This is a genomic window from Aeromonas allosaccharophila, assembly GCF_016026615.1.
GTDB classification, from domain to species: Bacteria; Pseudomonadota; Gammaproteobacteria; order Enterobacterales; family Aeromonadaceae; genus Aeromonas; species Aeromonas allosaccharophila.
Window position 1 is genome coordinate 783,215 of record NZ_CP065745.1, and the last position, 20,340, is coordinate 803,554.

Annotated in this window: 22 protein-coding genes, 1 tRNA gene and 1 riboswitch; of the genes, 16 read left to right on the forward strand and 7 right to left on the reverse strand. The window is 58.0% G+C overall.

The genetic code is table 11. The features are described from left to right. Positions 1 to 67: 67 nt before the first annotated feature. The 5 genes from rpsA (at position 68) to pyrF (ending at position 4,454) form a co-directional block, all read left to right on the forward strand. The gene (gene rpsA / locus I6G90_RS03515; protein ID WP_042013223.1) at positions 68 to 1,738 is read left to right on the forward strand and encodes a 30S ribosomal protein S1; all 1,671 of its coding nucleotides are present in this window, start codon (positions 68 to 70) and stop codon (positions 1,736 to 1,738) included. 92 nt (positions 1,739 to 1,830) lie between these two features. Continuing rightward, complete coding sequence (gene ihfB / locus I6G90_RS03520; protein WP_033136607.1) at positions 1,831 to 2,115, forward strand: integration host factor subunit beta; 285 nt, start codon at positions 1,831 to 1,833, stop codon at positions 2,113 to 2,115. Positions 2,116 to 2,273: 158 nt separating this feature from the next. Next, positions 2,274 to 2,558, forward strand: coding sequence for a LapA family protein (locus tag I6G90_RS03525; protein ID WP_005337143.1), 285 nt, complete (start codon positions 2,274 to 2,276; stop codon positions 2,556 to 2,558). Between the two features lie 9 nt (positions 2,559 to 2,567). Beyond that, entirely contained in the window at positions 2,568 to 3,734 is a 1,167-nt protein-coding gene (gene lapB / locus I6G90_RS03530) for a lipopolysaccharide assembly protein LapB (protein ID WP_197929765.1), read from the forward strand. 18 nt (positions 3,735 to 3,752) lie between these two features. After that, a complete protein-coding gene (gene pyrF, locus I6G90_RS03535; protein ID WP_197929766.1) occupies positions 3,753 to 4,454 on the forward strand; it encodes an orotidine-5'-phosphate decarboxylase in 702 nt (233 codons plus the stop codon). On the opposite strand, the gene rrtA is transcribed toward pyrF, so the two are convergent. Further along, positions 4,429 to 5,022 (reverse strand): rhombosortase, encoded by a 594-nt coding sequence (gene rrtA, locus I6G90_RS03540; protein ID WP_197929767.1) that lies wholly within the window; start codon positions 5,020 to 5,022, stop codon positions 4,429 to 4,431. The genes pyrF and rrtA overlap by 26 nt on opposite strands. On the opposite strand from rrtA, the gene I6G90_RS03545 reads away from it, so the two are divergent. From I6G90_RS03545 to I6G90_RS03565, 5 genes are all read left to right on the forward strand, one after another. Next, positions 5,021 to 5,644, forward strand: a complete 624-nt coding sequence (locus I6G90_RS03545; RefSeq protein WP_197929768.1) for a tRNA-uridine aminocarboxypropyltransferase — start codon at positions 5,021 to 5,023, stop codon at positions 5,642 to 5,644. The genes rrtA and I6G90_RS03545 overlap by 2 nt on opposite strands. 20 nt (positions 5,645 to 5,664) lie before the next feature. Beyond that, a complete protein-coding gene (gene queC, locus I6G90_RS03550; protein WP_197929769.1) occupies positions 5,665 to 6,372 on the forward strand; it encodes a 7-cyano-7-deazaguanine synthase QueC in 708 nt (235 codons plus the stop codon). A 61-nt stretch (positions 6,373 to 6,433) separates the two neighbouring features. Continuing rightward, on the forward strand, positions 6,434 to 7,105 hold the full coding sequence (gene queE, locus I6G90_RS03555) for a 7-carboxy-7-deazaguanine synthase QueE (protein WP_197929770.1): 672 nt from the start codon (positions 6,434 to 6,436) through the stop codon (positions 7,103 to 7,105). Between the two features lies 1 nt (position 7,106). Further along, the gene (locus I6G90_RS03560) at positions 7,107 to 7,337 is read left to right on the forward strand and encodes a DUF3820 family protein (RefSeq protein ID WP_005337126.1); all 231 of its coding nucleotides are present in this window, start codon (positions 7,107 to 7,109) and stop codon (positions 7,335 to 7,337) included. Beyond that, positions 7,334 to 7,909 (forward strand): cob(I)yrinic acid a,c-diamide adenosyltransferase, encoded by a 576-nt coding sequence (locus I6G90_RS03565; RefSeq protein WP_197929772.1) that lies wholly within the window; start codon positions 7,334 to 7,336, stop codon positions 7,907 to 7,909. Before I6G90_RS03560 ends, I6G90_RS03565 begins: the two co-directional genes overlap by 4 nt. A 71-nt stretch (positions 7,910 to 7,980) precedes the next feature. On the opposite strand, the gene I6G90_RS03570 is transcribed toward I6G90_RS03565, so the two are convergent. Next, the gene (locus I6G90_RS03570) at positions 7,981 to 8,385 is read right to left on the reverse strand and encodes an H-NS family histone-like protein (protein WP_197929773.1); all 405 of its coding nucleotides are present in this window, start codon (positions 8,383 to 8,385) and stop codon (positions 7,981 to 7,983) included. Between the two features lie 303 nt (positions 8,386 to 8,688). After that, positions 8,689 to 8,860: riboswitch (Lysine riboswitch) on the forward strand. A gap of 88 nt (positions 8,861 to 8,948) precedes the next feature. Here I6G90_RS03570 and I6G90_RS03575 point away from each other — a divergent pair. Together I6G90_RS03575 and I6G90_RS03580 are read left to right on the forward strand one after the other, a co-directional pair. Further along, entirely contained in the window at positions 8,949 to 10,529 is a 1,581-nt protein-coding gene (locus I6G90_RS03575) for a Na+/H+ antiporter NhaC family protein (RefSeq protein WP_042057294.1), read from the forward strand. A 91-nt stretch (positions 10,530 to 10,620) separates the two neighbouring features. Beyond that, a complete protein-coding gene (locus tag I6G90_RS03580; RefSeq protein ID WP_005337121.1) occupies positions 10,621 to 11,202 on the forward strand; it encodes a thymidine kinase in 582 nt (193 codons plus the stop codon). A 78-nt stretch (positions 11,203 to 11,280) separates the two neighbouring features. Here the strand turns inward: I6G90_RS03580 and I6G90_RS03585 are convergent, their stop codons facing one another. Further along, complete coding sequence (locus tag I6G90_RS03585) at positions 11,281 to 12,618, reverse strand: flavohemoglobin expression-modulating QEGLA motif protein (RefSeq protein ID WP_197929774.1); 1,338 nt, start codon at positions 12,616 to 12,618, stop codon at positions 11,281 to 11,283. A 158-nt stretch (positions 12,619 to 12,776) separates the two neighbouring features. Here I6G90_RS03585 and I6G90_RS03590 point away from each other — a divergent pair, with 158 nt between their 5' ends. The 4 genes from I6G90_RS03590 to htpG all read left to right on the forward strand — a co-directional run bounded on the left by I6G90_RS03590 (position 12,777) and on the right by htpG (position 16,525). Beyond that, entirely contained in the window at positions 12,777 to 13,232 is a 456-nt protein-coding gene (locus I6G90_RS03590; protein ID WP_082628315.1) for a type III secretion system chaperone family protein, read from the forward strand. A 135-nt stretch (positions 13,233 to 13,367) separates the two neighbouring features. Then, positions 13,368 to 13,455 (forward strand) — tRNA-Ser (locus tag I6G90_RS03595). A gap of 375 nt (positions 13,456 to 13,830) precedes the next feature. After that, the gene (gene recR / locus I6G90_RS03600; RefSeq protein WP_197929775.1) at positions 13,831 to 14,433 is read left to right on the forward strand and encodes a recombination mediator RecR; all 603 of its coding nucleotides are present in this window, start codon (positions 13,831 to 13,833) and stop codon (positions 14,431 to 14,433) included. A 178-nt stretch (positions 14,434 to 14,611) separates the two neighbouring features. Beyond that, complete coding sequence (htpG, locus tag I6G90_RS03605; protein ID WP_042657608.1) at positions 14,612 to 16,525, forward strand: molecular chaperone HtpG; 1,914 nt, start codon at positions 14,612 to 14,614, stop codon at positions 16,523 to 16,525. Positions 16,526 to 16,633: 108 nt separating this feature from the next. On the opposite strand, the gene I6G90_RS03610 is transcribed toward htpG, so the two are convergent. Genes I6G90_RS03610 through I6G90_RS03625 form a run of 4 tightly spaced genes read right to left on the reverse strand, consistent with a single transcriptional unit; the run spans position 16,634 to position 20,340 of the window. Further along, positions 16,634 to 17,419, reverse strand: a complete 786-nt coding sequence (locus I6G90_RS03610) for a peptide ABC transporter ATP-binding protein (protein WP_075113020.1) — start codon at positions 17,417 to 17,419, stop codon at positions 16,634 to 16,636. A gap of 34 nt (positions 17,420 to 17,453) precedes the next feature. Further along, positions 17,454 to 18,452, reverse strand: coding sequence for a peptide ABC transporter ATP-binding protein (locus I6G90_RS03615; protein ID WP_197929776.1), 999 nt, complete (start codon positions 18,450 to 18,452; stop codon positions 17,454 to 17,456). After that, entirely contained in the window at positions 18,452 to 19,345 is an 894-nt protein-coding gene (locus tag I6G90_RS03620) for an ABC transporter permease subunit (protein WP_042657606.1), read from the reverse strand. The genes I6G90_RS03615 and I6G90_RS03620 overlap by 1 nt, the downstream gene beginning before the upstream one ends. A 35-nt stretch (positions 19,346 to 19,380) precedes the next feature. Further along, positions 19,381 to 20,340: an ABC transporter permease gene (locus tag I6G90_RS03625; protein WP_033138466.1), complete on the reverse strand. Its 960-nt coding sequence runs from the start codon at positions 20,338 to 20,340 to the stop codon at positions 19,381 to 19,383.

The window sequence follows — 20,340 nt, forward strand, 5'->3', positions numbered from 1 at the left end:
GCAGATTATTTAAAACAGCCCCGCTTGCGCCGGATTGCAAGTGGATGTTTCATTTGTGACATAAACAATGATCGAATCTTTTGCTCAACTCTTTGAAGAGTCCCTGAACGCCGTTGAAACCCGTCAAGGTTCCATCGTCAAGGGTACTGTCGTTGCTATCGAGAACGGTTTCGTACTGGTTGACGCCGGTCTGAAATCCGAGTCCGCTATTCCGGCTGAAGAATTCAAGAACGCCATGGGCGAGCTGGAAATCAACGTCGGCGATACCGTTGATGTGGCTCTGGACTCTATCGAAGATGGTTTCGGCGAAACCAAGCTGTCCCGCGAAAAAGCCAAGCGCCACGAAGCCTGGCTGCAGCTTGAGAAGGCATACGAAGAGCAAGCTACCGTTATCGGTATCATCAACGGCAAGGTCAAGGGTGGTTTCACCGTTGAACTGAACGGCATCCGTGCCTTCCTGCCGGGTTCTCTGGTTGACGTGCGTCCGATCCGTGACACCGCTCACCTGGAAAACAAAGAACTCGAGTTCAAAGTCATCAAGCTGGACCAGAAGCGCAACAACGTTGTTGTTTCCCGTCGTGCCGTGATCGAGACCGAGAACACCTCCGAGCGTGAAAGCCTGCTGGCTAACCTGCAAGAAGGTCAAGAAGTTAAGGGTATCGTCAAGAACCTGACCGACTACGGTGCATTCGTAGATCTGGGCGGTGTTGACGGCCTGCTGCACATCACCGACATGGCGTGGAAGCGCGTTAAGCATCCTTCCGAAATCGTCAACGTTGGCGACGAGATCGCTGTCAAGGTTCTGAAGTTCGACCGCGAGCGTACCCGTGTATCCCTGGGTCTGAAGCAGCTGGGCGAAGATCCTTGGGTTGCTATCGCCAAGCGTTACCCGGAGACCACCCGTCTGTCTGGCCGCGTGACCAACCTGACCGACTACGGCTGCTTCGTTGAAATCGAAGAAGGCGTTGAAGGCCTGGTACACGTATCCGAGATGGATTGGACCAACAAGAACATCCACCCGTCCAAAGTTGTTAACGTTGGCGACGTGGTTGACGTGATGGTTCTGGACATCGACGAAGAGCGTCGTCGTATCTCCCTGGGTCTGAAGCAGTGCAAATCCAACCCGTGGCAGCTGTTTGCCGAAACTCACGCCAAAGGCGACCGTGTTTCCGGCAAGATCAAGTCCATCACTGACTTCGGTATCTTCATCGGTCTGGATGGCGGCATCGACGGTCTGGTTCACCTGTCTGACATCTCCTGGAACAACCAGGGCGAAGAAGCCGTGCGTGAATTCAAGAAAGGCGACGAGATCGAAGCCGTTGTTCTGCAAGTAGATCCGGAGCGTGAGCGCATCTCCCTGGGTGTCAAGCAGATCGAAGAAGACCCGTTCAACAAGTACCTGGCTGACAACAAGAAAGGTGCTATCGTGAAGGGTAAGGTTACCGAGGTTGATGCCAAAGGTGCCGTTATCGAACTGGCTGACGGCGTAGAAGGCTACCTGCGTGCCTCCGACGCTGCTCGTGACCGCGTAGAAGACGCCACTCTGGTGTTGTCTGTTGGTGACGAAGTAGAAGCTAAATTCATGGGCGTTGATCGTAAGAACCGCACCGTAAGCCTGTCTGTCCGTGCTAAGGACGAGGCTGATGAGCGTGTTGCTATCGATAGCCTGAACCAACAAGAAGAAGTTGTGTTCAGCAATGCTATGATGGAAGCGTTCAAAGCCGCCAAGGGTGAGTAATCCTTGATGCAAGAAAAGGGCGGCATTGCGCCGCCCTTTTTTATCCTGGCAAAATTAATATTGCATGTGATCGGGGAAGGAGATTTAACGTTATGACCAAATCAGATCTCATCGAACAACTGGCATCCAGCCGCATGCATATGCCGGCCAAGGATGTCGAAGCCGCCATCAAGGAGATCCTTGAACAGATGGCGTCGACCTTGCAAAACGGCGACCGGATTGAAATCCGCGGATTTGGCAGTTTTTCACTGCACTATCGTGCGCCCCGTGTGGGACGCAACCCCAAGACCGGGGACAAGGTTGAACTGACCGGGAAATATGTCCCGCACTTCAAACCTGGCAAAGAGTTGCGCGAGCGCGTCAACATCATTGAATAATGCAGAAATGGGCATACCTCGGGTATGCCTTTTTTGTTTTTGGCGCCGATTCCTGTGCCAATCGTCTTGTTTCTTAAACTCTTTTCCCATTCACTCTAGAGTCTGCCTGCGATTTTAAGGATAATCAGCCTCTCATTAGATACTGACAGGGAGCTCTTATGAAGCGTATTTTGGCCCTCATTCCGCTGGTGCTGGTGTTTGTTCTGACCCTGGCGCTGGGCTCACAAAACGGCCAGCTGGTTCAGTTCAATTACCTGATTGCTCAGGGCGAGTTCTCGCTTGCCATGTTGTTGGGTTTCTTCTTCGCTGGCGGTTTTTTGCTGGGCTGGCTGGTATTCGGCCTGCTGTTCCTGCGCCTGAAAATGCAAAACCGCACCCTCAACCGCACCATGCGTCGTCAATCCCGCGAGTTGGAGCTGGCCCGGTCACCGGGTAAGGAATAATGTTCCTCAATGCTTGAACTGCTTTTCCTGCTGTTGCCCATCGCCGCCGGTTATGGCTGGTACATGGGGCGCAGGAGTGTTCGCCAGGACACCCAGAAACAGAGTAACCAGTTTTCCCGCCAGTATGTGGCGGGCCTCAACTATTTGCTGTCCGATGAATCTGACAAGGCGGTGGATCTCTTTATCCAGCTGCTTGAGGTGGACAGTGAAACCATCGAAACACACCTCTCCCTCGGCAACCTGTTTCGCCAGCGCGGGGAGGTCGATCGTGCCATCAAGATCCACCAGAATCTGGTGACCCGCCAACTGACTAGGGAGCAGCGCCAGCTGGCCTTGCAGGAGCTGGCTCGCGACTTTCTGGCTGCCGGTTTGCTAGACCGTGCTGAAGCGCTCTGGAATGAGCTGTGTGACGACAGTGATTATGAAGAGACGGCGCTGGCACAGCTGTTGATCATCCATCAGCAGTTGCGGGATTGGGACAAGGCCATCGATGTGGCGGTGCGTCTGCAAAAATATCAGGGCAAGAAGCTGGCCGACCCCATTTCTCACTTCTATTGCGAACAAGCCGAGATTGCGCTGCGTGACGGCAATAAAGGGGAGGGGCTGGCCAAGCTCAAACGGGCGCTCACCATCAATCCGGCATGTGCCCGGGCCAGTTTGCGCCTCGCTGAGCTTGCCATGGCAGAGGGGGAGTATGAGCAGGCCAGCAAGGAGTTGCTGCGGGTGTTCGAGCAGGATATCGACTTTGCATCCGAGGCAATGCCCAAATTGCTCGAGTGTTATCAGCAGTTGGGCCGCACGACTGCCTTGATCCCGCTGCTTGAAAAGGCGGTGGAAGATCACGCCGGCGTCAGCGTGACCCTGGCCCTTGCCAAGCTGGTGGAAGAGCGTGATGGCCTGAGTCAGGCCCGTTCACTGGTGCTGCGTCAGCTGCGTCGTCACCCGTCGATGAAAGGCTTTTACCAGCTGGTGGGTTTTCAGCTGGCCAGTGCGGAGGAGGGGCCTGCCAAGGAGAGCCTCGAACTGCTGCAACAGCTGGTCGGCGAGCAGATCAAAATCAAGTCAACCCACAAGTGTCGGCAGTGCGGCTTTGCCACTCACTCGCTGTTCTGGCAGTGCCCGTCTTGCCGCCAGTGGGGTTCCATCAAGCCGATCCGTGGTCTGGACGGTGAATAACAAGCAATAGGATGTGAGATGCAAGATCCCAAAGTACTGGTAGCGCTGGATTATCAGCACGAGGCAGATGCCTTAGCGTTCGTTGAACGTATCTCTCCGGCCCAGTGCCGTCTCAAGGTAGGCAAGGAGATGTTTACCCTGTTTGGCCCGCAGTTTGTACGCCAGCTGGTGGCCAAGGGATTCGATGTCTTTCTGGATCTGAAGTTTCACGATATTCCCAATACCGTTGCCAAAGCCGTGGCAGCCAGTGCCGAACTCGGTGTCTGGATGGTCAACGTGCATGCCAGTGGTGGTGAGCGGATGATGCGTGCCGCCAAAGAGGCGCTACTGCAATATGGCGACAAGGCGCCGCTGCTGATTGGTGTGACCGTGCTGACCAGCATGGAGCAGTCCGATATGATCCCCCTCGGTCTGGATGTGAGCCCGGCCGAGCAGGTGATCCGGCTGGCTACCCTGACCAAGACCTCCGGTCTGGATGGGGTGGTCTGCTCTGCCAACGAGGCTCATGAGCTGAAAGCCTTGCTGGGCGCCAATTTCAAGCTGGTGACCCCGGGTATTCGCCCGACCGGTTCTGCGGCGGGCGATCAGCGCCGGGTGATGACCCCCAAAGCGGCGGTCGAGGCCGGTTCCGATTATCTGGTTATCGGTCGCCCCATTACCCAGGCTGCCGATCCGGCCGCCATGCTGGCCAGTATCAATGCCGAGCTGGCTGGTGCGTAACCGGCTCACTCAGTGATACACGGTGCAGGCCGAGCAACAGGCCTGCACCGGCCCCGATAAGATGAGAGCCGATGTGTACCCTGGCATTGATCAGGGTGGAGATCGGGCTCTCTCCTGCGTTGTAGAAGTCCATCGCCAGTTTGAGCCCCATTCCTGCCAGCAGCAGCCAGCCCGATGTGCGGCGTCCGTGGCGGATATCCTGCATCGCCCCCCAGACAAACAGGCCATGCAGCGAGCCGGATAGCCCCATGTACCACTGGGTCTGCGGGCACCACCACCAGATCCCCAAGCCCACCGCCAGCCAGAGCAGCAACATCAGCAGCGGCAGGCGGGCCTGACCCAGGTAGTCGCGAAACAGGCTATAGAGAATGGCGAGGCCGCTTAGATTGAGCAGCAGGTGCCACAGATTGGTATGAGCCAGATTGCCTGTTATGATCCGCCACCCTTCGCCACCTGCGATCAAGGGTCGATCGAAGGAGAGCTGAAGATTGGGAACGGTAAAGAAGAGTAGCAAGCTGGTGAGAGAGAGCGTGATAACCCAGAGCAATCCAGATTTGTCTGACAACATGAAACAGTCCAACGACAAGAACAGTCGATACTGTACACGTTGCACCCGAGCCCTCAAAGCCTGCCTGTGCGATTATATTGTGCCGGTTGACAATCACACGCCCCTCTACATCTTGCAGCACCCCAACGAGGTAGCACATCCCAAGGGCACTGCGGCGCTGCTGGCGGCCTCTTTGCAACAGTGCGAGATCCATGTGGGGGAGGACTTTTCCCGCGATGTGTGGCTGAGCGGGCTGCTCGCCGATCCTTCCCGTCGCTGCTATCTACTCTGGCCGGATGAGGATGCCATTTCGCTGACCGATCTTCGCCAACAGCGGGAGAGTGAACCCTCTGGCGAAACGTCCATCGCCTTTATCTTGCTCGACGGCACCTGGCGCAAAGCCTATCGCATGTTGCAGAGCAATCCGGCACTGGCTCGCTTGCCCCGCATCGGCATTGGTACCGTTGCCGGTCAATATGCCATTCGCAAGAAACCCTTTCCCGATGCCCTCTCTACCATAGAGGCGGGCTATCACCTCTTGTCCCGGTGGGAGGGGAGGCCGGAGCGCTATGCGCCCTTGCTGACCCTGTTTAACCGGTTGAATACGCAGTGGCAGGACTTTGCCGAAGGCCGCCGCGCGTGACATTTGAAGGAGTTATCAAGATGAAAAAAGCAGTCGTGGTTTTCAGTGGCGGTCAGGACAGCACCACCTGTCTGGTACAGGCATTGGCGCAGTATGATGAAGTACACGCCATCACCTTTGACTATGGTCAACGCCATCGGGAAGAGATCGACACCGCGCGCCGTCTGGGCAGTGCGCTGGGGATCGCCGCCCACAAGGTGATGGATGTGACGCTGCTCAATGAGCTGGCGGTCTCTGCCCTGACCCGTGACGACATTCCGGTCAGCTGCGAGCTGCAGGATAACGGGCTGCCCAACACCTTCGTGCCAGGCCGCAATATCCTGTTTCTGACCCTGGCCTCCATCTATGCCTATCAGGTGGGTGCCGAGGTGGTGATCACCGGTGTCTGCGAGACTGATTTCTCCGGCTATCCCGATTGCCGTGACGAGTTCGTCAAGGCCCTCAATCAGGCGGTGTCGCTGGGGCTGGGTCGCGACATTCGTTTTGACACTCCCTTGATGTGGCTCGACAAGGCCGAGACCTGGGCACTGGCGGATCACTATGGTCACCTCGACACGGTGCGCCAGCAGACCCTGACCTGCTACAACGGCATTGCAGGTGATGGTTGCGGCATTTGTCCGGCTTGCGAGCTGCGCAGTCGTGGCCTGAACAACTATCTGGCCGACAAGGCAGGCATCATGACCAGGCTGTATGAGAAAACCGGGCTGGGCGAGAAAAGCGCAGAGTGAGCCTGCGTCTTGCCGTGGCTTGGGGTATAATCCGCGACTTTTGCAACAAGCCGTGATCGAGATGCACTACCCAATCAACGAGATTTTCCAGACCATCCAGGGGGAGGGCATCTTTACCGGCCTGCCCGCCATCTTTGTTCGCCTGCAGGGTTGCCCGGTGGGCTGCCCCTGGTGCGATACCCGTCATACCTGGGTTGTTGATCCGGCTCGTGAAGTGGGTAAAGAGGCGGTGCTGGATCGCTCCAACGAATCCGATTGCTGGAGCACACTCAGCACCGCGCAGATTATCAAGAGCTTTAGTGAGCTGGGTTATCAGGCGCGCCATGTGGTGATCACCGGGGGTGAACCCTGCCTCTACGAGCTGCACGAACTCTCGTCAGCCCTGCTGGCGGCGGGTTATCAGGTGCAGATTGAAACCAGTGGTACCAGCGAGATCAAGACCCATGAGCAGACCTGGGTGACCGTCTCTCCCAAGATCGGCATGAAAGGGGGGCTGCCTGTGCTGGTCTCGGCGCTGGAGCGGGCCAACGAGATCAAGCATCCGGTGGCGACCGAGCACCATATTGAAGAGCTGGATGCGCTGCTGGCTACCGCGACCCTGCGCCCGGATGTGGTCATTGCCTTGCAGCCGATCAGCCAGAAGCCAAGGGCTACCCAATTGGCGATGGATACCTGTATCGCGCGTAACTGGCGACTCTCCATCCAGACTCATAAATATCTGGATATCGATTAATATGGATTGGCTCTCCGACGAACAGGTGTTGCTGACGCTGACCAACAAGATGCCTTACGGTAAATATCAGGGGCGGCGTATCATCGATATTCCCGAGCCCTATCTGGTGTGGATGGCGCGCAGCGGTTTTCCTGCGGGTAAATTGGGCCAGACGCTGGCGCTGGCTTACGAGATCAAACTCAATGGACTCGAGTCCATGATTATTCCCATTATTAACAGGATGTCGGTATGAGAATATATACGAGGCAGGGCGACAAGGGCATGACCCGGCTGGCCGATGGTATCCAGTTGCCCAAGGATCATTTGCGGGTCGAGACCTACGGTTATATCGATGAGCTCAACTCCCATATTGGCTTGCTGATTTGTGACGTGCCGTCGCAAGAGGTCGGCTTATTGGCTGATTTACAGCTGTTGCAACAGGAGTTGTTTGATCTGGGGGGCGAGTTGGCATTCTCCAGCGCCGTCCAGAATGAATCGATTTGGCAGGTTAATGCTGCCTGGACAACTCGCCTTGAACAGCAGATAGATCGTTATAGCGAGCCATTGCCACCACTGCGCCAATTTATATTGCCCGGTGGTTCCCGTGCCGCGGCGCAAGCACATGTGGTGCGAACTTTGGTGCGTCATTGCGAGCGCTTGCTGCTGACATTGAGCCGGGAAGAGCGGGTCAATCCCGAGGTGCTGCCCTATCTGAACCGGATGAGTGACTGGTTCTTTACCGTTGCCCGCTACCTCATCTGCGTGGCAGGAGCGCGTGAAGTGCTGTGGGTAAAGGCTGCAGATCGCCCGCAATCGGCTATCTGATATTTCACGTTTAAGCGGCAATAAAAAAACCTCGCCTTGGCGAGGTTTTTTTATTCGCAACACAAAAGCTGTCAGATAGCAAAATCTTCCAGTGATTTGCCTGCTGCCACCGCACTGGCAATGGCCGAAGGCATACGGCCCTGGCCGGTCCAGGTTTTCTCTACGCCATTATCCTGATAGCGATATTTGGCCGGACGTGGCGCGCGTTTGGCTTTTTCTGATTTGCCGGGGGTGGTGGCGACAACGCTTACCAATTCTGCCGGGTCAATACCGGCGGCTTTCAGCATTTCGCTATATTCGTTAATTTTCCGCAGATGCTCTTCACGGGCCTGACGCTCGGCAGCTTCATCCTGCTGGCGTTCGGCAACGATAGCAGAGAGTTTTTCCAGTGCCTCTTCCAGTTGTTCCAGAGAAAGTTCGCGGCAGGTCGCACGCAGACTGCGGATATTAAGCAGTACCTTTAAAAATTCATTCATAGGAGTTACCACGTCGAGTCAGAGAAAAATATTATGTTCCAGCTGATTCTTGCTTGGCGATTTAAATAAGTCAAGCCGGGTTAAATATTATATCCGTGGCGATCATCAATGCAGATATTTAATATGCCCAGCGATAGGGCTTGGTGATTGGATGCCAATGAAACCGCAGTAGGTGAAAATAGCGTCAAAGCTGGCGTTGTTGCATCATTTGACTACCATTTTCCGACGTTGATATGTTTATCATGACTATTTAATCAAAAAACTTGCTATAAGCTGCCATCTCGATAAAATGCTCGGCGAATACCTTTAAGTAGAGGCGCGCTGCCTATGAGTATTTGTGCGGAGGGTGATGCCTGTGATGCACAAGGAAAGGAGTCAGCGCCGAAGTGGCCAGGCCATCATACCGGGCTGCTGGTTCTGCATCTAATAGGTGCAGGACTGCCATAGTCATCCACTATGGAGCGCTACCTGAAGGGGCTGAGGAGTATGACCTCCCCATAGGTTTTGTTTCTTTAGATCCTCTCGGTAGATCTCCACCTGTAATCTTTAGGTGCAAAGAGATCATGGACATTAGTCATTTCGCCGACTCCGGTTGGTCCGTACTTCCCCCTCTGTTGGCTGTCGCGCTGGCGATCCTGACCCGCCGCGTGCTGTTGTCCCTTGGTGTGGGCATCGTTACCGGCAGTCTGCTGCTCAATCAGTTTTCGCCCCTCGACTCCCTGCATTACATGTTGAATACCGTGCTCAAGATCTTCTGGGTCGATGGCGCGCTCAATCGTGACAACGTCAACATGATCCTGTTTATGCTGCTGCTGGGCGGCCTCATCAGTCTGATGAGCGTCTCCGGGGCGACCCGTGCCTTTGCCGAGTGGGCCGAGCGTCGTGCCAAGACCCGCAAGGGCGCCAAAGCGCTGACCGGCATGATGGTGTTTGCCTTCTTTATCGATGACTTCTTCCACAGCCTGTCGGTGGGGGCCATCTGCCGTCCGGTCACCGACCGCTTCCAGATCTCCCGCGCCAAACTGGCCTATCTGCTGGACTCCACCGCGGCGCCGGTCTGCGTGCTGATGCCCATCTCCTCCTGGGGCGCCTATATCATCGCCTTGGTTGGCGGCATCATGGCGGCCCACGGTCTGACCGAACAGAGCCCCATCGCGGCGTTTGTCGAGATGATCCCGATGAACCTCTACGCCGTCTTCACCCTGATCATGGTGCTGGTGGTGATTGCCTGTCAGCTCGATATCGGCCCGATGCGTCAACACGAAGAGTGGGCGCTGGAAGGCAAGCTGTGGGATGAGTCCAAGGGCCGCCCCATCGGTCTGGATATGGAGAGCCCGGAAGAGAGCAACGGCGGCATGATTGACATGGTGCTGCCGATCCTGACCCTGACCGCGGCCACCATCTATTTCATGATCGATTCCGGTGCGGCGGTGCTGAGCGAGAAAGGGCTGCCGTTTAGCGTGCTCGGTTCGTTCGAAAACACCAACGTCGGCTCCTCGCTGGTCTACGGTGCCCTGTGCAGTCTGGTGGTCTCCATCGGTCTGGCCATGCGCCTGAAGCTGGGTGCCAAGAACTGGATCAAGGCGGCTCCGCAAGGTGTCATGGCCATGCTGCCAGCCATCAATATCCTGCTGTTCGCCTGGACCATCGGTGCCGTGGTACGCGATGTGGAGACCGGCAAGTACCTGGCTTCGCTGGCTAACGGCAACCTGCCGATCGAAGTGCTGCCCGCCGTGGTCTTTATCCTCTCCTGTGCCATGGCATTTGCCACCGGCACCAGCTGGGGCACCTTCGGTATCATGCTGCCGCTGGCCGGTGACATGGCCGCCGCCAGTGACATCAGCCTGATGTTGCCGATGCTGGCCGCGGTACTGGCAGGCTCGGTATTCGGGGATCACAGCTCACCCATCTCCAGCACCAGCATCCTCTCTGCCACCGGCGCCGGCTGCCATCACATCGATCACGTGATGACCCAGCTGCCCTATGCACTGGCCATCGCCTTCGGTGCGGCTATCGGTTACCTGGCGATGGGGGTGATGCACTCCAGCCTGGCCGGTTTCAGCGTCAGTGCCCTCTGGTTCGTGCTTTTTACCAGCTATCACCTGAAAAAGGCCAAAGCGCGGCCAGCTCTGGCCACCGCGTAACATTTATAGAGCAAGGGGCCCGCGGGCCCCTTGGTTTTGTCGGGGGCTTTGGTTAGCATGCGCCCCATAAATTCAGTTTCGGAACAGTATCATGGCTTCTCTGCACTACAAATTTGCCACCATGAATTCAGGCAAATCCACCCAGCTCATTCAGGCGCACTTCAACTATCTGGAGCGGGGCATGCATCCTCTGGCGATGACGCCAGCCATCGATGACCGTTTCGGGGTCGGGGTGATCAGTGCCCGGGTTGGCCTTGAGCTGAAGGTGGACGTGTTCAGCGACAGCTGTGATCTGTTTGAAATGGTGAAAGAGCGCCATGCGAAGAAACATATCGATGTTTTCATCGTGGACGAGGCCCAGTTCCTGACCCGTGAGCAGGTCTACCAGCTGGCCCGCATCGTCGATGAGCAGGATATTCCGGTGATGGCCTATGGCCTCAAGACCGATTTTCGTGGCGAGCTGTTCCCCGGTTCCTACCATCTGCTCTGTCTGGCCGACAAGTTTGAAGAGTTGAAGAGCATCTGCTGGTGCGGCAACAAGGCCCACATGAACTCCCGGGTCAACGAAGCGGGTCAGGTGATGCGCGATGGCGAACAGGTGGAGATCGGTGGCAACGATCGCTATGTGTCACTGTGCCGCAAGCACTATCTGGAAGGTCGCGCCTACAAGTAATCCGGCTGCGATATTTGTATAGTCGAGAAGGGCGCCAATCTGGCGCCCTTTTTCTTTCCCCGCTTGGTTCTCTGAGGCTCAGTCGATCTCGATATCCACCGGCGCAATGATGGGATCGGCCACCGGCAGGCGTTGAAACAGCTGGCGAAAATGGTGCTGTACCCGGCCAATATCGACCAGCGACATGCCGGAGGCAAAACCGAACCAGACATAGAGGCCGGTGAGATCGCGAAACATCGGCGGCAGGTAGCGGGGGGCGGCAATCAGCCCCTCCAGATAGTGCTGATAGAGCACCGGAATATCATCCAGCGTCACCTTGCCGACAAACAGCATCGGCAGGATTTCGGGTACCCCTTCCAGCACGGCACTGCGGATAAAGTTGACCGTCTCCACATAGCCACGCACGTAGGAGAGATCCTTGGTAAAGCAGGCGCCGCCGCCCACCATGCCACCACGAAAGACCCGCTGGGTGATCTTGTAGGCGTCGTGCTCGCTGGTGCCCTGCTGCACGAAGTGCTGAAACACCTCGATAAAATCAGCGCCCCGCTCGGCCATGTCGATGGCCATTACCCGATCGGAGATGCGCTTGGCCCGATCCGGAAAGGAGCTGAAGGTAAGGGTCTCTATCAGGACGGCCAGCCCCTCCTGACAGGCGGTGATCCGGGGTGAACCGGCGCTCAGCCAGGTGGCATAGGGCTGCTGGCGACCGTTGAGGGTGGTGCCGACATGGACCCACCCCTCGTGTACCTCCAGTACCTGCAAGTCCAGTTCGGAGAAACGGGCGTGGGAGTTGAGCTTGATGTAGTCGCCACCGGCTGCGGCGTCGGAGACGATGCCATCGCTCAGCTTCACTTGCACCGTGCCGTCACTGAAGTAGCTCGACAGCTTGCCCTGTAGTTTGGCGACTGCCGCTTCTCCTTCGAACTCCTTGGGGTAGGGGCGCACCAGATGGCGCGCACCGGGCAGGGAGAAGATGTCACACAGGCGGGCGCCCAGCTCCTTGAGGGTCTTGCGATCCCCGCGCAGGTGATCGCTGGCAGAGCCATAAAGCAGCTGGCTGTAACGCTGGAAATCGGGTTGGCCGCGCTGGCGCAGCATCTCGATCACCACCATGTACTGATCGACCGTCTCTTGCAGGATCCGGCCAAGATCGTCCTGCGGCCCCAGTTTTCTGCGGATCTTGTCTCGCAGCTCCTTGAGCTCCAGATACTTGTTGCGCGGATCGAAGCCGAGGGGGAGGGCATCATAGAAGTGCCTGTCGATAGCGGGCAGCTCTCTGCCACCGCTTGCCAGAAAGCGCTCTTGCAGATGGCGTGGCCACTTGATGGCATCCAGAATACGGATGGGTTTTTGCAGGGTGAGCAGCTCATCCGAGAGGGATTTCAGATGGAGGCGATACTTTTCTTGGATGGTCATGGGGCCCCCTGTGGGGCAAGCGTCGTCGTGGATTTGACTGAGTATATGCATAGCGCTTGCCAAAAAGAAGCGAGCCGCAGGGTTATCGGGTTGGCGTGCTTTTTGTTGATAGCAAATTGGTTTAGACTGCGCCCCTTGATCTCAATCTTGTCGTGGAAATGATGAATATCCCCAGCTCCGAAATGATAATGCGTTGGTTGCAACAGGCTCGTATCGAGCACTATGTATGCGACCAGTGTCACGGTATCCACATTGTCTCTTTGCAGTCGGTCGATGGTATTCAGGAGAGCCGGATCTTCGTGGAAGAGGAAGGCCTGCTGTTCTCCTCCGAGCTGGAAGTGCGCCCCTCCGCAATGCTGCCGCTGGTCGCCGAACTGGGCCGACTCAATATGCAGTACCCCTCCCTCAAGGTGTTCCTCGATATCATCGATGACAACCTGCCGCGGCTGGTTGTCGGCCACACCGTCTTTACCAAGGCCGGACTCAGCGTCGAGCAGTTCCTGCTGTTCGTGCAAAGCACCATCGCGGCCACCCACGAACTGGTTGCCGAATGCGAACGTTCCGGCTTCCTCAACCTAGCTGAAATCCAGGTTGCACCGGAATCTGTGCATTAAGTGTTCGAACGGTTCGTCAGGTGAAAAAAAGCCGTTGACGCGGGCGGGGCTTTCCCCTAAATTACGCCCCGTTCCAGCGCAACAGCGCAGAGAACACCGTGTTGGCTGAACACGTTAAACCACAGACCAAAATTTGGTGAGGTGTCCGAGTGGCTGAAGGAGCACGCCTGGAAAGTGTGTATACGGCAACGTATCGAGGGTTCGAATCCCTCCCTCACCGCCAAATTGCAAAAACCGACCTGATGGTCGGTTTTTTGTTTTTAAGCGCCATCCTGATGTGGTGTTGGCAGGGCAGAGTGAAAACCCTCGCCCAGTCCGCACTGAGTCGCTTGCTCGGGATATAAAAGCCGCAATAGCAGAATAGTCTGTGGTTTGTCGCTGCGGATCTGACGTTCCGCACCACAGTGCACTGCCAGATTGAAAGCCCTGATGTTTCCATCAGGGCTTTTTGCTACCCGCGTTTTTGCGGGCGCCGTGGGCAAGCCGATGGCGATGGGCGGCGGGCTCGGGTATAGTCCTGCGCCAATGGCGTTATCCTGTTTTGCTGACCCGTCGTGGCCCTGGTGGTGGCGAGGGGCTGGCCCGTGTAAGGAGTGTTATGAAGTTCAGTCCCCTGCTCGATGAGATGATGAAAGCCCTGCAGGTGTTGCCGGGGGTGGGGCCCAAGTCTGCCCAGCGGATGGCCTTTACCCTGCTCGAGCGTGAGCGCAGCGGCGGCTTGCGATTGGCCCAGCTGCTCTCCCGGGCCCTGACCGAGATTGGTCACTGCAGCCACTGCCGCACCTTTACCGAGAACGAGCGCTGCGATATCTGCGCCAATCCCAAGCGGGAAGAGAATGGCCTGCTCTGTGTGGTGGAGAGCCCGGCGGATGTGGCCGCCATTGAGCAGACCGGTCAGTTCTCCGGTCGCTACTTTGTGCTGATGGGCCATCTGTCGCCGCTCGACGGCATCGGCCCGGAGGAGCTGGGGCTCGATATTCTCGAGCGCCGGTTGAAGGATGAGCACATCAGCGAGCTGATCCTCGCCACCAATCCCACTATCGAGGGGGATGCCACCGCCTGGTATATCGCCGACATGGCCCGTCATGCCGGGGTGGAGGTGAGCCGCATTGCCCACGGCGTGCCGGTAGGGGGCGAGCTGGAGCTGGTAGATGGCACCACGCTGTCGCACTCCCTGATGGGACGTCAACGCTTGAAATAGCAAGGCGAGCCTGCCTGCTACCCCGCATAAACAGGGGGTGAGCTGGGCAATAAATAGCCGTTTGATCGGATTTAGAGGGGCGAGTGAGCAGGATTGCACACTCGCCCCTTGATATTTGATTGGCCGTCCCCATCTAGGTTGGGCATATGTTCAACCCGATGTTTCTGAGGATTGGTCCATGACCCAAAGTGTTCATGCCGAAACCCACGGCTTTCAGACTGAAGTCAAACAACTGCTGAGCCTGATGGCTCACAGCCTCTACTCCAACAAAGAAGTATTCCTGCGCGAGCTGATCTCCAACGCATCCGATGCGGCGGACAAGCTGCGCTTCAAGGCGCTTTCCGATGCCTCTTTGTTCGAAAACGACGGCCAGTTGCGTGTGCGTCTGGTGGTGGACAAAGAGAAGCGTACCCTGACCATCTCCGATAACGGGATCGGTATGACCCGTGATCAGGTGATTGAGCACCTGGGTACCATCGCCAAGTCTGGCACCGCCGAATTTTTCAAGAACCTCTCCGGTGATCAGGGGCGCGATTCCCAGCTGATCGGCCAGTTCGGGGTCGGTTTCTACTCCGCCTTTATCGTGGCCGACAAGGTGACCGTGGTGTCCCGCGCTGCGGGTACTGCTCCGGAGCAGGGTGTACAGTGGGAATCGGAAGGGGAAGGCTCCTTCACCGTGGCTGACGTGACCAAAGAGGGTCGCGGTACCGACGTTATTCTGCACCTGCGTGCCGAGGAAGAAGAGTTCCTCGACGACTGGCGTCTGCGCTCCGTGGTGAGCAAATACTCCGATCACATCAGTGTGCCGGTCGAGATGTTCAAAGAGGGCACGCCGGATCGTGAAGAGGATGGCGAAACCATCGTCGGCACCCCGGGCGAGTGGGAGCAGGTCAACCGTGCGACCGCACTGTGGACCCGCAACCCGAAAGATATCAAGGACGAGGAGTATCAGGAGTTCTACAAGCACGTCGCTCACGACTTCGAAGATCCGCTGCTGTGGGGTCACAACCGGGTGGAAGGGGCGCAGGAGTACACCAGCCTGCTCTACGTACCGGCCCGCGCTCCGTTCGACCTCTACAACCGCGAGCAGAAGCACGGTCTGAAGCTCTACGTGCAGCGCGTCTTCATCATGGATGACGCCGAGCAGTTTATGCCGACCTACCTGCGCTTCGTCAAAGGGGTGCTGGATTCCAACGATCTGCCGCTCAACGTTAGCCGTGAAATCCTGCAGGACAACAAGGTGACCGCCTCCCTGCGCAAGGCCTGCTCCAAGCGCGTGCTGACCATGCTCTCCAAGCTGGCCAAGGATGATGCCGAGAAGTACGCCAAGTTCTGGAAAGAGTTCGGCAACGTGCTCAAAGAGGGTCCGGCCGAGGATTACGCCAACCGCGAAGAGATCGCCAAACTGCTGCGCTTTGCCAGCACCGCTGGCGAGGGCGAAGCCCAGACCGTCTCTCTCGAGGATTACGTGGGCCGCATGAAGGAAGGCCAGCAGAAGATCTACTACATCACTGCTGACTCCTACGCTGCCGCCAAGAACAGCCCGCACCTCGAGATCTTCCGCAAGAAGGGCGTCGAAGTGCTGCTGATGTGGGAGCGTGTCGATGAGTGGCTGATGAGCCACCTGACCGAGTTCGACGGCAAGCAGCTCATCTCCGTCACCCGTGGCGAACTGGATCTCGGCGATCTGGAAGACGAAGCCTCCAAGCAGGCCCAGGAAGAGGCCGAGAAGGCCAACGCCGGTCTGGTGGAGCGGGTCAAGAAGAGCCTCGGCGAAGCGGTGAAAGAGGTGCGCGTCACCCACCGTCTGACCGATTCACCCTCTTGCATCGTCACCGACGCTTACGGCATGAGCACCCAGATGATCAAGCTGATGCGCGCCGCCGGTCAGCCGGTACCGGAGCAGAAGTACATTCTGGAGCTGAACCCCGACCACGCGCTGGTGAAGAAACTCGACACCATCGAAGACGAGGCACTGTTTGGCGAGTGGGTCACCCTGCTGCACGAACAGGCCCAGCTGGCCGAGCAGGGCGGGCTGAACGATCCGGCGAGCTTCGTCTCCCGCATCAACCGTCTGCTGTTGCAAGCCTAAGCCGCAACTCCGATAACAAAAAGCCCACTGCATGCAGTGGGCTTTTTTGATCCCGCCTTGTGAGCGCGGCGAAAACAGCGGCAAAAGGGTGGCGGCCAGAGTGCCTTTCTATTTGCGGTATTCGTTGTTGTAGTTCTGGATGAGGCGTCTGGTCACCTCGTGCTGGGGATCGGCAAACACCTTGAGGGTCTTGCCGCGCTCCACCACTCGCCCTTCGTGCATCACCAGCACCTCGTCACTGATATGGCTGACGATACCCAAATCGTTGGCCACCAGCACATAGCTCAGCCCCATGGTCTCCTGCATCTCCAGCAGCAGGTTGATGATCTGGGAGCGTACCGAGATATCCAGCGTGGAGAGCGCCTCATCGGCCACCACGATCTTGGGGTTGAGGATCAGCGCCCGCGCCAGCGCCACCCGCTGCTGCTGACCGGAGGAGAGCATCTGCGGGTAGAAGAGGGCGTGATCCGGCAGCATGCCCACCATGCGCAGGGTTTGTACCACCTTCTCGCGGCGCTCCTCTTCACTCATCTCGGTGTTGAGGCGCAGCGGGGTCTCCAGGATCTGGCCGACCCGGATCTTGCGGTTGAGCGAGGTGTTGGGATCCTGAAAAATCATTCGCAGCAGTTTGCAGCGGGTCTGGTAATCGCCGTGCACCATCAGCTGGCCGTCGATGGCGATGTCGCCGCTGGTGGGCTCGATCATGCCAGCCAGAATGCGGGCGAGGGTGCTCTTGCCGGAGCCCGCCTCGCCGACGATGGCCAGAGTCTGACCCACGTCGAGATCGAACGAGAGGGGCTTGATCGCCTCCACCGCCTGACGACGGAACAGACCGGTGCGGTTCTGGTAGGTTTTGCTTAGGCCTCTGACCTGCAACAGGGATGGCTCGATCACAAGCGGGGCTCCTTCATGGGGGCATTAACGGTCATCATTTTTTCGGCTCCTCCATGTTCAGCGGGAAGTGACAGCTGAACTGATGGCCCTTGATCTTGTTCATCAGCGGAGTTTGCACGCACTGCTTCTGGGCGTAGGGGCAGCGCGGCCCCAGACGGCAGCCGATGGGCAGGTGTTGCAGCGGCGGGATGACGCCGGGCAGGGTTTCAAGCCGCGACTTGTGGCGCACCAGCTTGTCAAAGTCGGGGATCGATTTGAGCAACGCATCGGTATAGGGGTGATGCGGGGTCTCGAGGATCTGCTCCCGGGTGCCCACCTCCACCATCTGGCCGCAGTACATCACGTTGATGGTGTCAGTCAGATTGGCGATGGCGGCGATGTCGTTACTGATGATCAGGATGGTGGTGTTGCCCAGCTTGTTCATCTTGTCCAGCAGTCGCAGGATCTGGGAGTGGGTGGTGGACTCCATGGCGCTGGTGGGCTCATCGGCCACCAGCAGGCGCGGCTGGTTGGCAATCGCCATGGCGATCATCACCTTCTGGCACATGCCATCCGACAGCTCGTGGGGATAGGCACGCATCACCTTGCGGTGATCCTTGACGCCGACCCGGTGCAGCAGGGCGATGGCCTTCTTCTTGCGCCACTGGAAGCGCTGCCAGAACTGCCCCTCGAACGAATCGGTCGGGATCGCCTCTTCCAGCTGGGTGCCGATCTCTTCGGAGGGGTCGAGACAGCTGATGGGATCCTGAAAAATCATGGCGATCTCGCGACCCATGATGCGGCGGCGCTCCTTGGGGGCCATGGTCAGCAGATCCATGTCGTTGAAGCGCATCCGGTCGGCACGTACCGTCCAGTTGTCCTTCTCGATGCCGACGATCACCTTGGCCACCAGACTCTTGCCGGAGCCGGATTCACCCACCAGACCGCGGATCTCCCCCTCGGTCAGGGTCAGGCTCACCTTGTCCACCGCCTTGACCTTGCCTTGCGGAGTGTCGATCTCGATGGTGAGATTGCGTATGTCGAGCAGAGGCATCAGTCATTCCCCTCTTTGAGTGCTTCACGAATGCCTTCACCAACTAAATTGGTCACCAGCACGCTGAACAGAATGGCGATGCCGGGCAGGGTGACAGTCCAGGGGGCGAGATAGATAAGGTCGCTCGAATCGGCCAGCATGGTGCCCCACTCCGGTTGAGGGGACTGGGCGCCGAGGCCAAGAAAACCGACTGCCGAGATATCGAGGATGGCTGCCGACAAGGTGCGGGTGGTCTGGGCCACCAGGGTCTCGACGATGTTGGGCAAAATAGCCAGCCGCATGATCCGGAAGGGTGGCGAGCCATCGAGGCGGCTGGCGGTGATGTACTCCTTCTGCATCTCGGCATGCACTGCGTTGTAGGTGGCCCGGATAAAGGGCGGGATCAAGGCGAGCGTAATGGCAATCAGGGTATTGCCAAAACCCGGCCCCATGATGGCGACCATGATGATGGCCATCAGCAGGGAGGGGATGGAGAGCAGGGTATCGAGCAGGTGGTGCAGCACGCTCGATTTCAGCCCCTTGCTCATGCCGCCGAGGATGCCGATGGCGGAGCCCACCACCATGGCGATCACCACCACCACCAGTGCGTAACCGAAGGTGAGACGTGCCCCCACCACCAGCCGGGAGAGCATGTCGCGCCCCAGATCGTCGGTGCCGAGGAAGTAGTCGATATTGCCGGTCGCCGCCCAGGAGGGGGCCAGCAGCAGCTTGTCGGCATGCTGTTCATCGATGCCGTAGGGGACGACCAGCGGCCCTACCAGGGTGATGAGCAGCAACAGCAAAAAGCACCAGAGCCCCGCCATCGCCAGCGGATTGCGGCTGTAGGAGGCCCACGTCTGCTCAAGGGGCGAGAGGATCTTGAGCTCGGGATAGATGTTCGATTTATCTTGCATAGGATACCTGGCTCCTGGTCACGCCATGAGCGCGTTCAATCTTGTTTGGCATACAACTCTTTGCGCCGTGCCGGATAGATAAGGGTGGTCAGCAACTCGGTGCTGACGCTGGTCAGGATCACAAAACTGGCGACCACCAGGGTGGCGCCGCGAATGGCGGCGTAATCCTGAAGGGCGATGCTGCTGATGAGCCAGCGGCCGATCCCGTGCCACTCGAACACCACCTCGGTGATCATGGCGGAGGTGAGCACGCTGCCCAGTTGCAGACCCAGCAGCGGCAGAACCGGCGGCAGGGCATTTTTCAGACCATGGCGCCAGACGATCTGCGCCTTGGAAAGGCCCCGGCTCGCCGCTGCCTTGATGTAGTTCTGCTTCATCACATCGATGAGGGAGCTGCGCACATGGCGGATCACCTCGGTGGTGGGCACCACCGCCAGCACCAGTGACGGGAGAATGAGGTGGCGCAGTGCATCGTGCAGCGCCGCTTGCCGCCAGGGTTCGTTGCTGAGCAGCACATCGATCACCGCGATCCCCGTGATGGGCGGCACGTCATAGAGCAGGCTGATCTGACCCGATGCGGGTAGCCAGCCAAGGTCTAGCGAAAAGAGCATCACCACCAGCAGCGCCAGCCAGAATACCGGCACCGCATAGCCGATCAGACCGGCGGTCATGATGGAGAGATCCAGCGTCTTGCCCTGTGACAGGGCCGCCAGGGTGCCGAGGGGAATACCCACCAGCAGCGAGATGGCAAACGCCGCCAGACAGAGGATCAGGGTCGCCGGGAAGTAGTGGCGGATCTCGTCCAGCACCGGCAGCCCGGAGACGCTGGAGAGCCCCAGGTCACCTGCGAAAATGCGGCGCAGGAAGTCGGGATAACCGCTCCAGAAGCTGATCTGATGGCCGATCAGCCGATAGTCCAGCAGATAGGCGACGAAGGTCAGCGCCAGCAGGGTGATGAGCAGCAGGTTGATGCGGCGCAAGGTGTATAGAAGCAT

Bases quoted from the DNA above. Each gene is read 5' to 3' on its own strand.
- I6G90_RS03620 (WP_042657606.1), bottom strand. From the start codon at position 19,345: ATGCAAGATAAATCGAACATCTATCCCGAGCTCAAGATCCTCTCGCCC.
- I6G90_RS03590 (WP_082628315.1), top strand. From the start codon at position 12,777: ATGATGAATATCCCCAGCTCCGAAATGATAATGCGTTGGTTGCAACAG.
- pyrF (WP_197929766.1), top strand. From the start codon at position 3,753: ATGCAAGATCCCAAAGTACTGGTAGCGCTGGATTATCAGCACGAGGCA.
- I6G90_RS03545 (WP_197929768.1), top strand. From the start codon at position 5,021: ATGAAACAGTCCAACGACAAGAACAGTCGATACTGTACACGTTGCACC.
- I6G90_RS03565 (WP_197929772.1), top strand. From the start codon at position 7,334: ATGAGAATATATACGAGGCAGGGCGACAAGGGCATGACCCGGCTGGCC.
- I6G90_RS03570 (WP_197929773.1), bottom strand. From the start codon at position 8,385: ATGAATGAATTTTTAAAGGTACTGCTTAATATCCGCAGTCTGCGTGCG.
- lapB (WP_197929765.1), top strand. From the start codon at position 2,568: ATGCTTGAACTGCTTTTCCTGCTGTTGCCCATCGCCGCCGGTTATGGC.
- I6G90_RS03585 (WP_197929774.1), bottom strand. From the start codon at position 12,618: ATGACCATCCAAGAAAAGTATCGCCTCCATCTGAAATCCCTCTCGGAT.
- I6G90_RS03525 (WP_005337143.1), top strand. From the start codon at position 2,274: ATGAAGCGTATTTTGGCCCTCATTCCGCTGGTGCTGGTGTTTGTTCTG.
- ihfB (WP_033136607.1), top strand. From the start codon at position 1,831: ATGACCAAATCAGATCTCATCGAACAACTGGCATCCAGCCGCATGCAT.
- queC (WP_197929769.1), top strand. From the start codon at position 5,665: ATGAAAAAAGCAGTCGTGGTTTTCAGTGGCGGTCAGGACAGCACCACC.
- I6G90_RS03560 (WP_005337126.1), top strand. From the start codon at position 7,107: ATGGATTGGCTCTCCGACGAACAGGTGTTGCTGACGCTGACCAACAAG.
- I6G90_RS03625 (WP_033138466.1), bottom strand. From the start codon at position 20,340: ATGCTTCTATACACCTTGCGCCGCATCAACCTGCTGCTCATCACCCTG.
- I6G90_RS03575 (WP_042057294.1), top strand. From the start codon at position 8,949: ATGGACATTAGTCATTTCGCCGACTCCGGTTGGTCCGTACTTCCCCCT.
- rpsA (WP_042013223.1), top strand. From the start codon at position 68: ATGATCGAATCTTTTGCTCAACTCTTTGAAGAGTCCCTGAACGCCGTT.
- I6G90_RS03580 (WP_005337121.1), top strand. From the start codon at position 10,621: ATGGCTTCTCTGCACTACAAATTTGCCACCATGAATTCAGGCAAATCC.
- htpG (WP_042657608.1), top strand. From the start codon at position 14,612: ATGACCCAAAGTGTTCATGCCGAAACCCACGGCTTTCAGACTGAAGTC.
- recR (WP_197929775.1), top strand. From the start codon at position 13,831: ATGAAGTTCAGTCCCCTGCTCGATGAGATGATGAAAGCCCTGCAGGTG.
- rrtA (WP_197929767.1), bottom strand. From the start codon at position 5,022: ATGTTGTCAGACAAATCTGGATTGCTCTGGGTTATCACGCTCTCTCTC.
- I6G90_RS03615 (WP_197929776.1), bottom strand. From the start codon at position 18,452: ATGCCTCTGCTCGACATACGCAATCTCACCATCGAGATCGACACTCCG.
- queE (WP_197929770.1), top strand. From the start codon at position 6,434: ATGCACTACCCAATCAACGAGATTTTCCAGACCATCCAGGGGGAGGGC.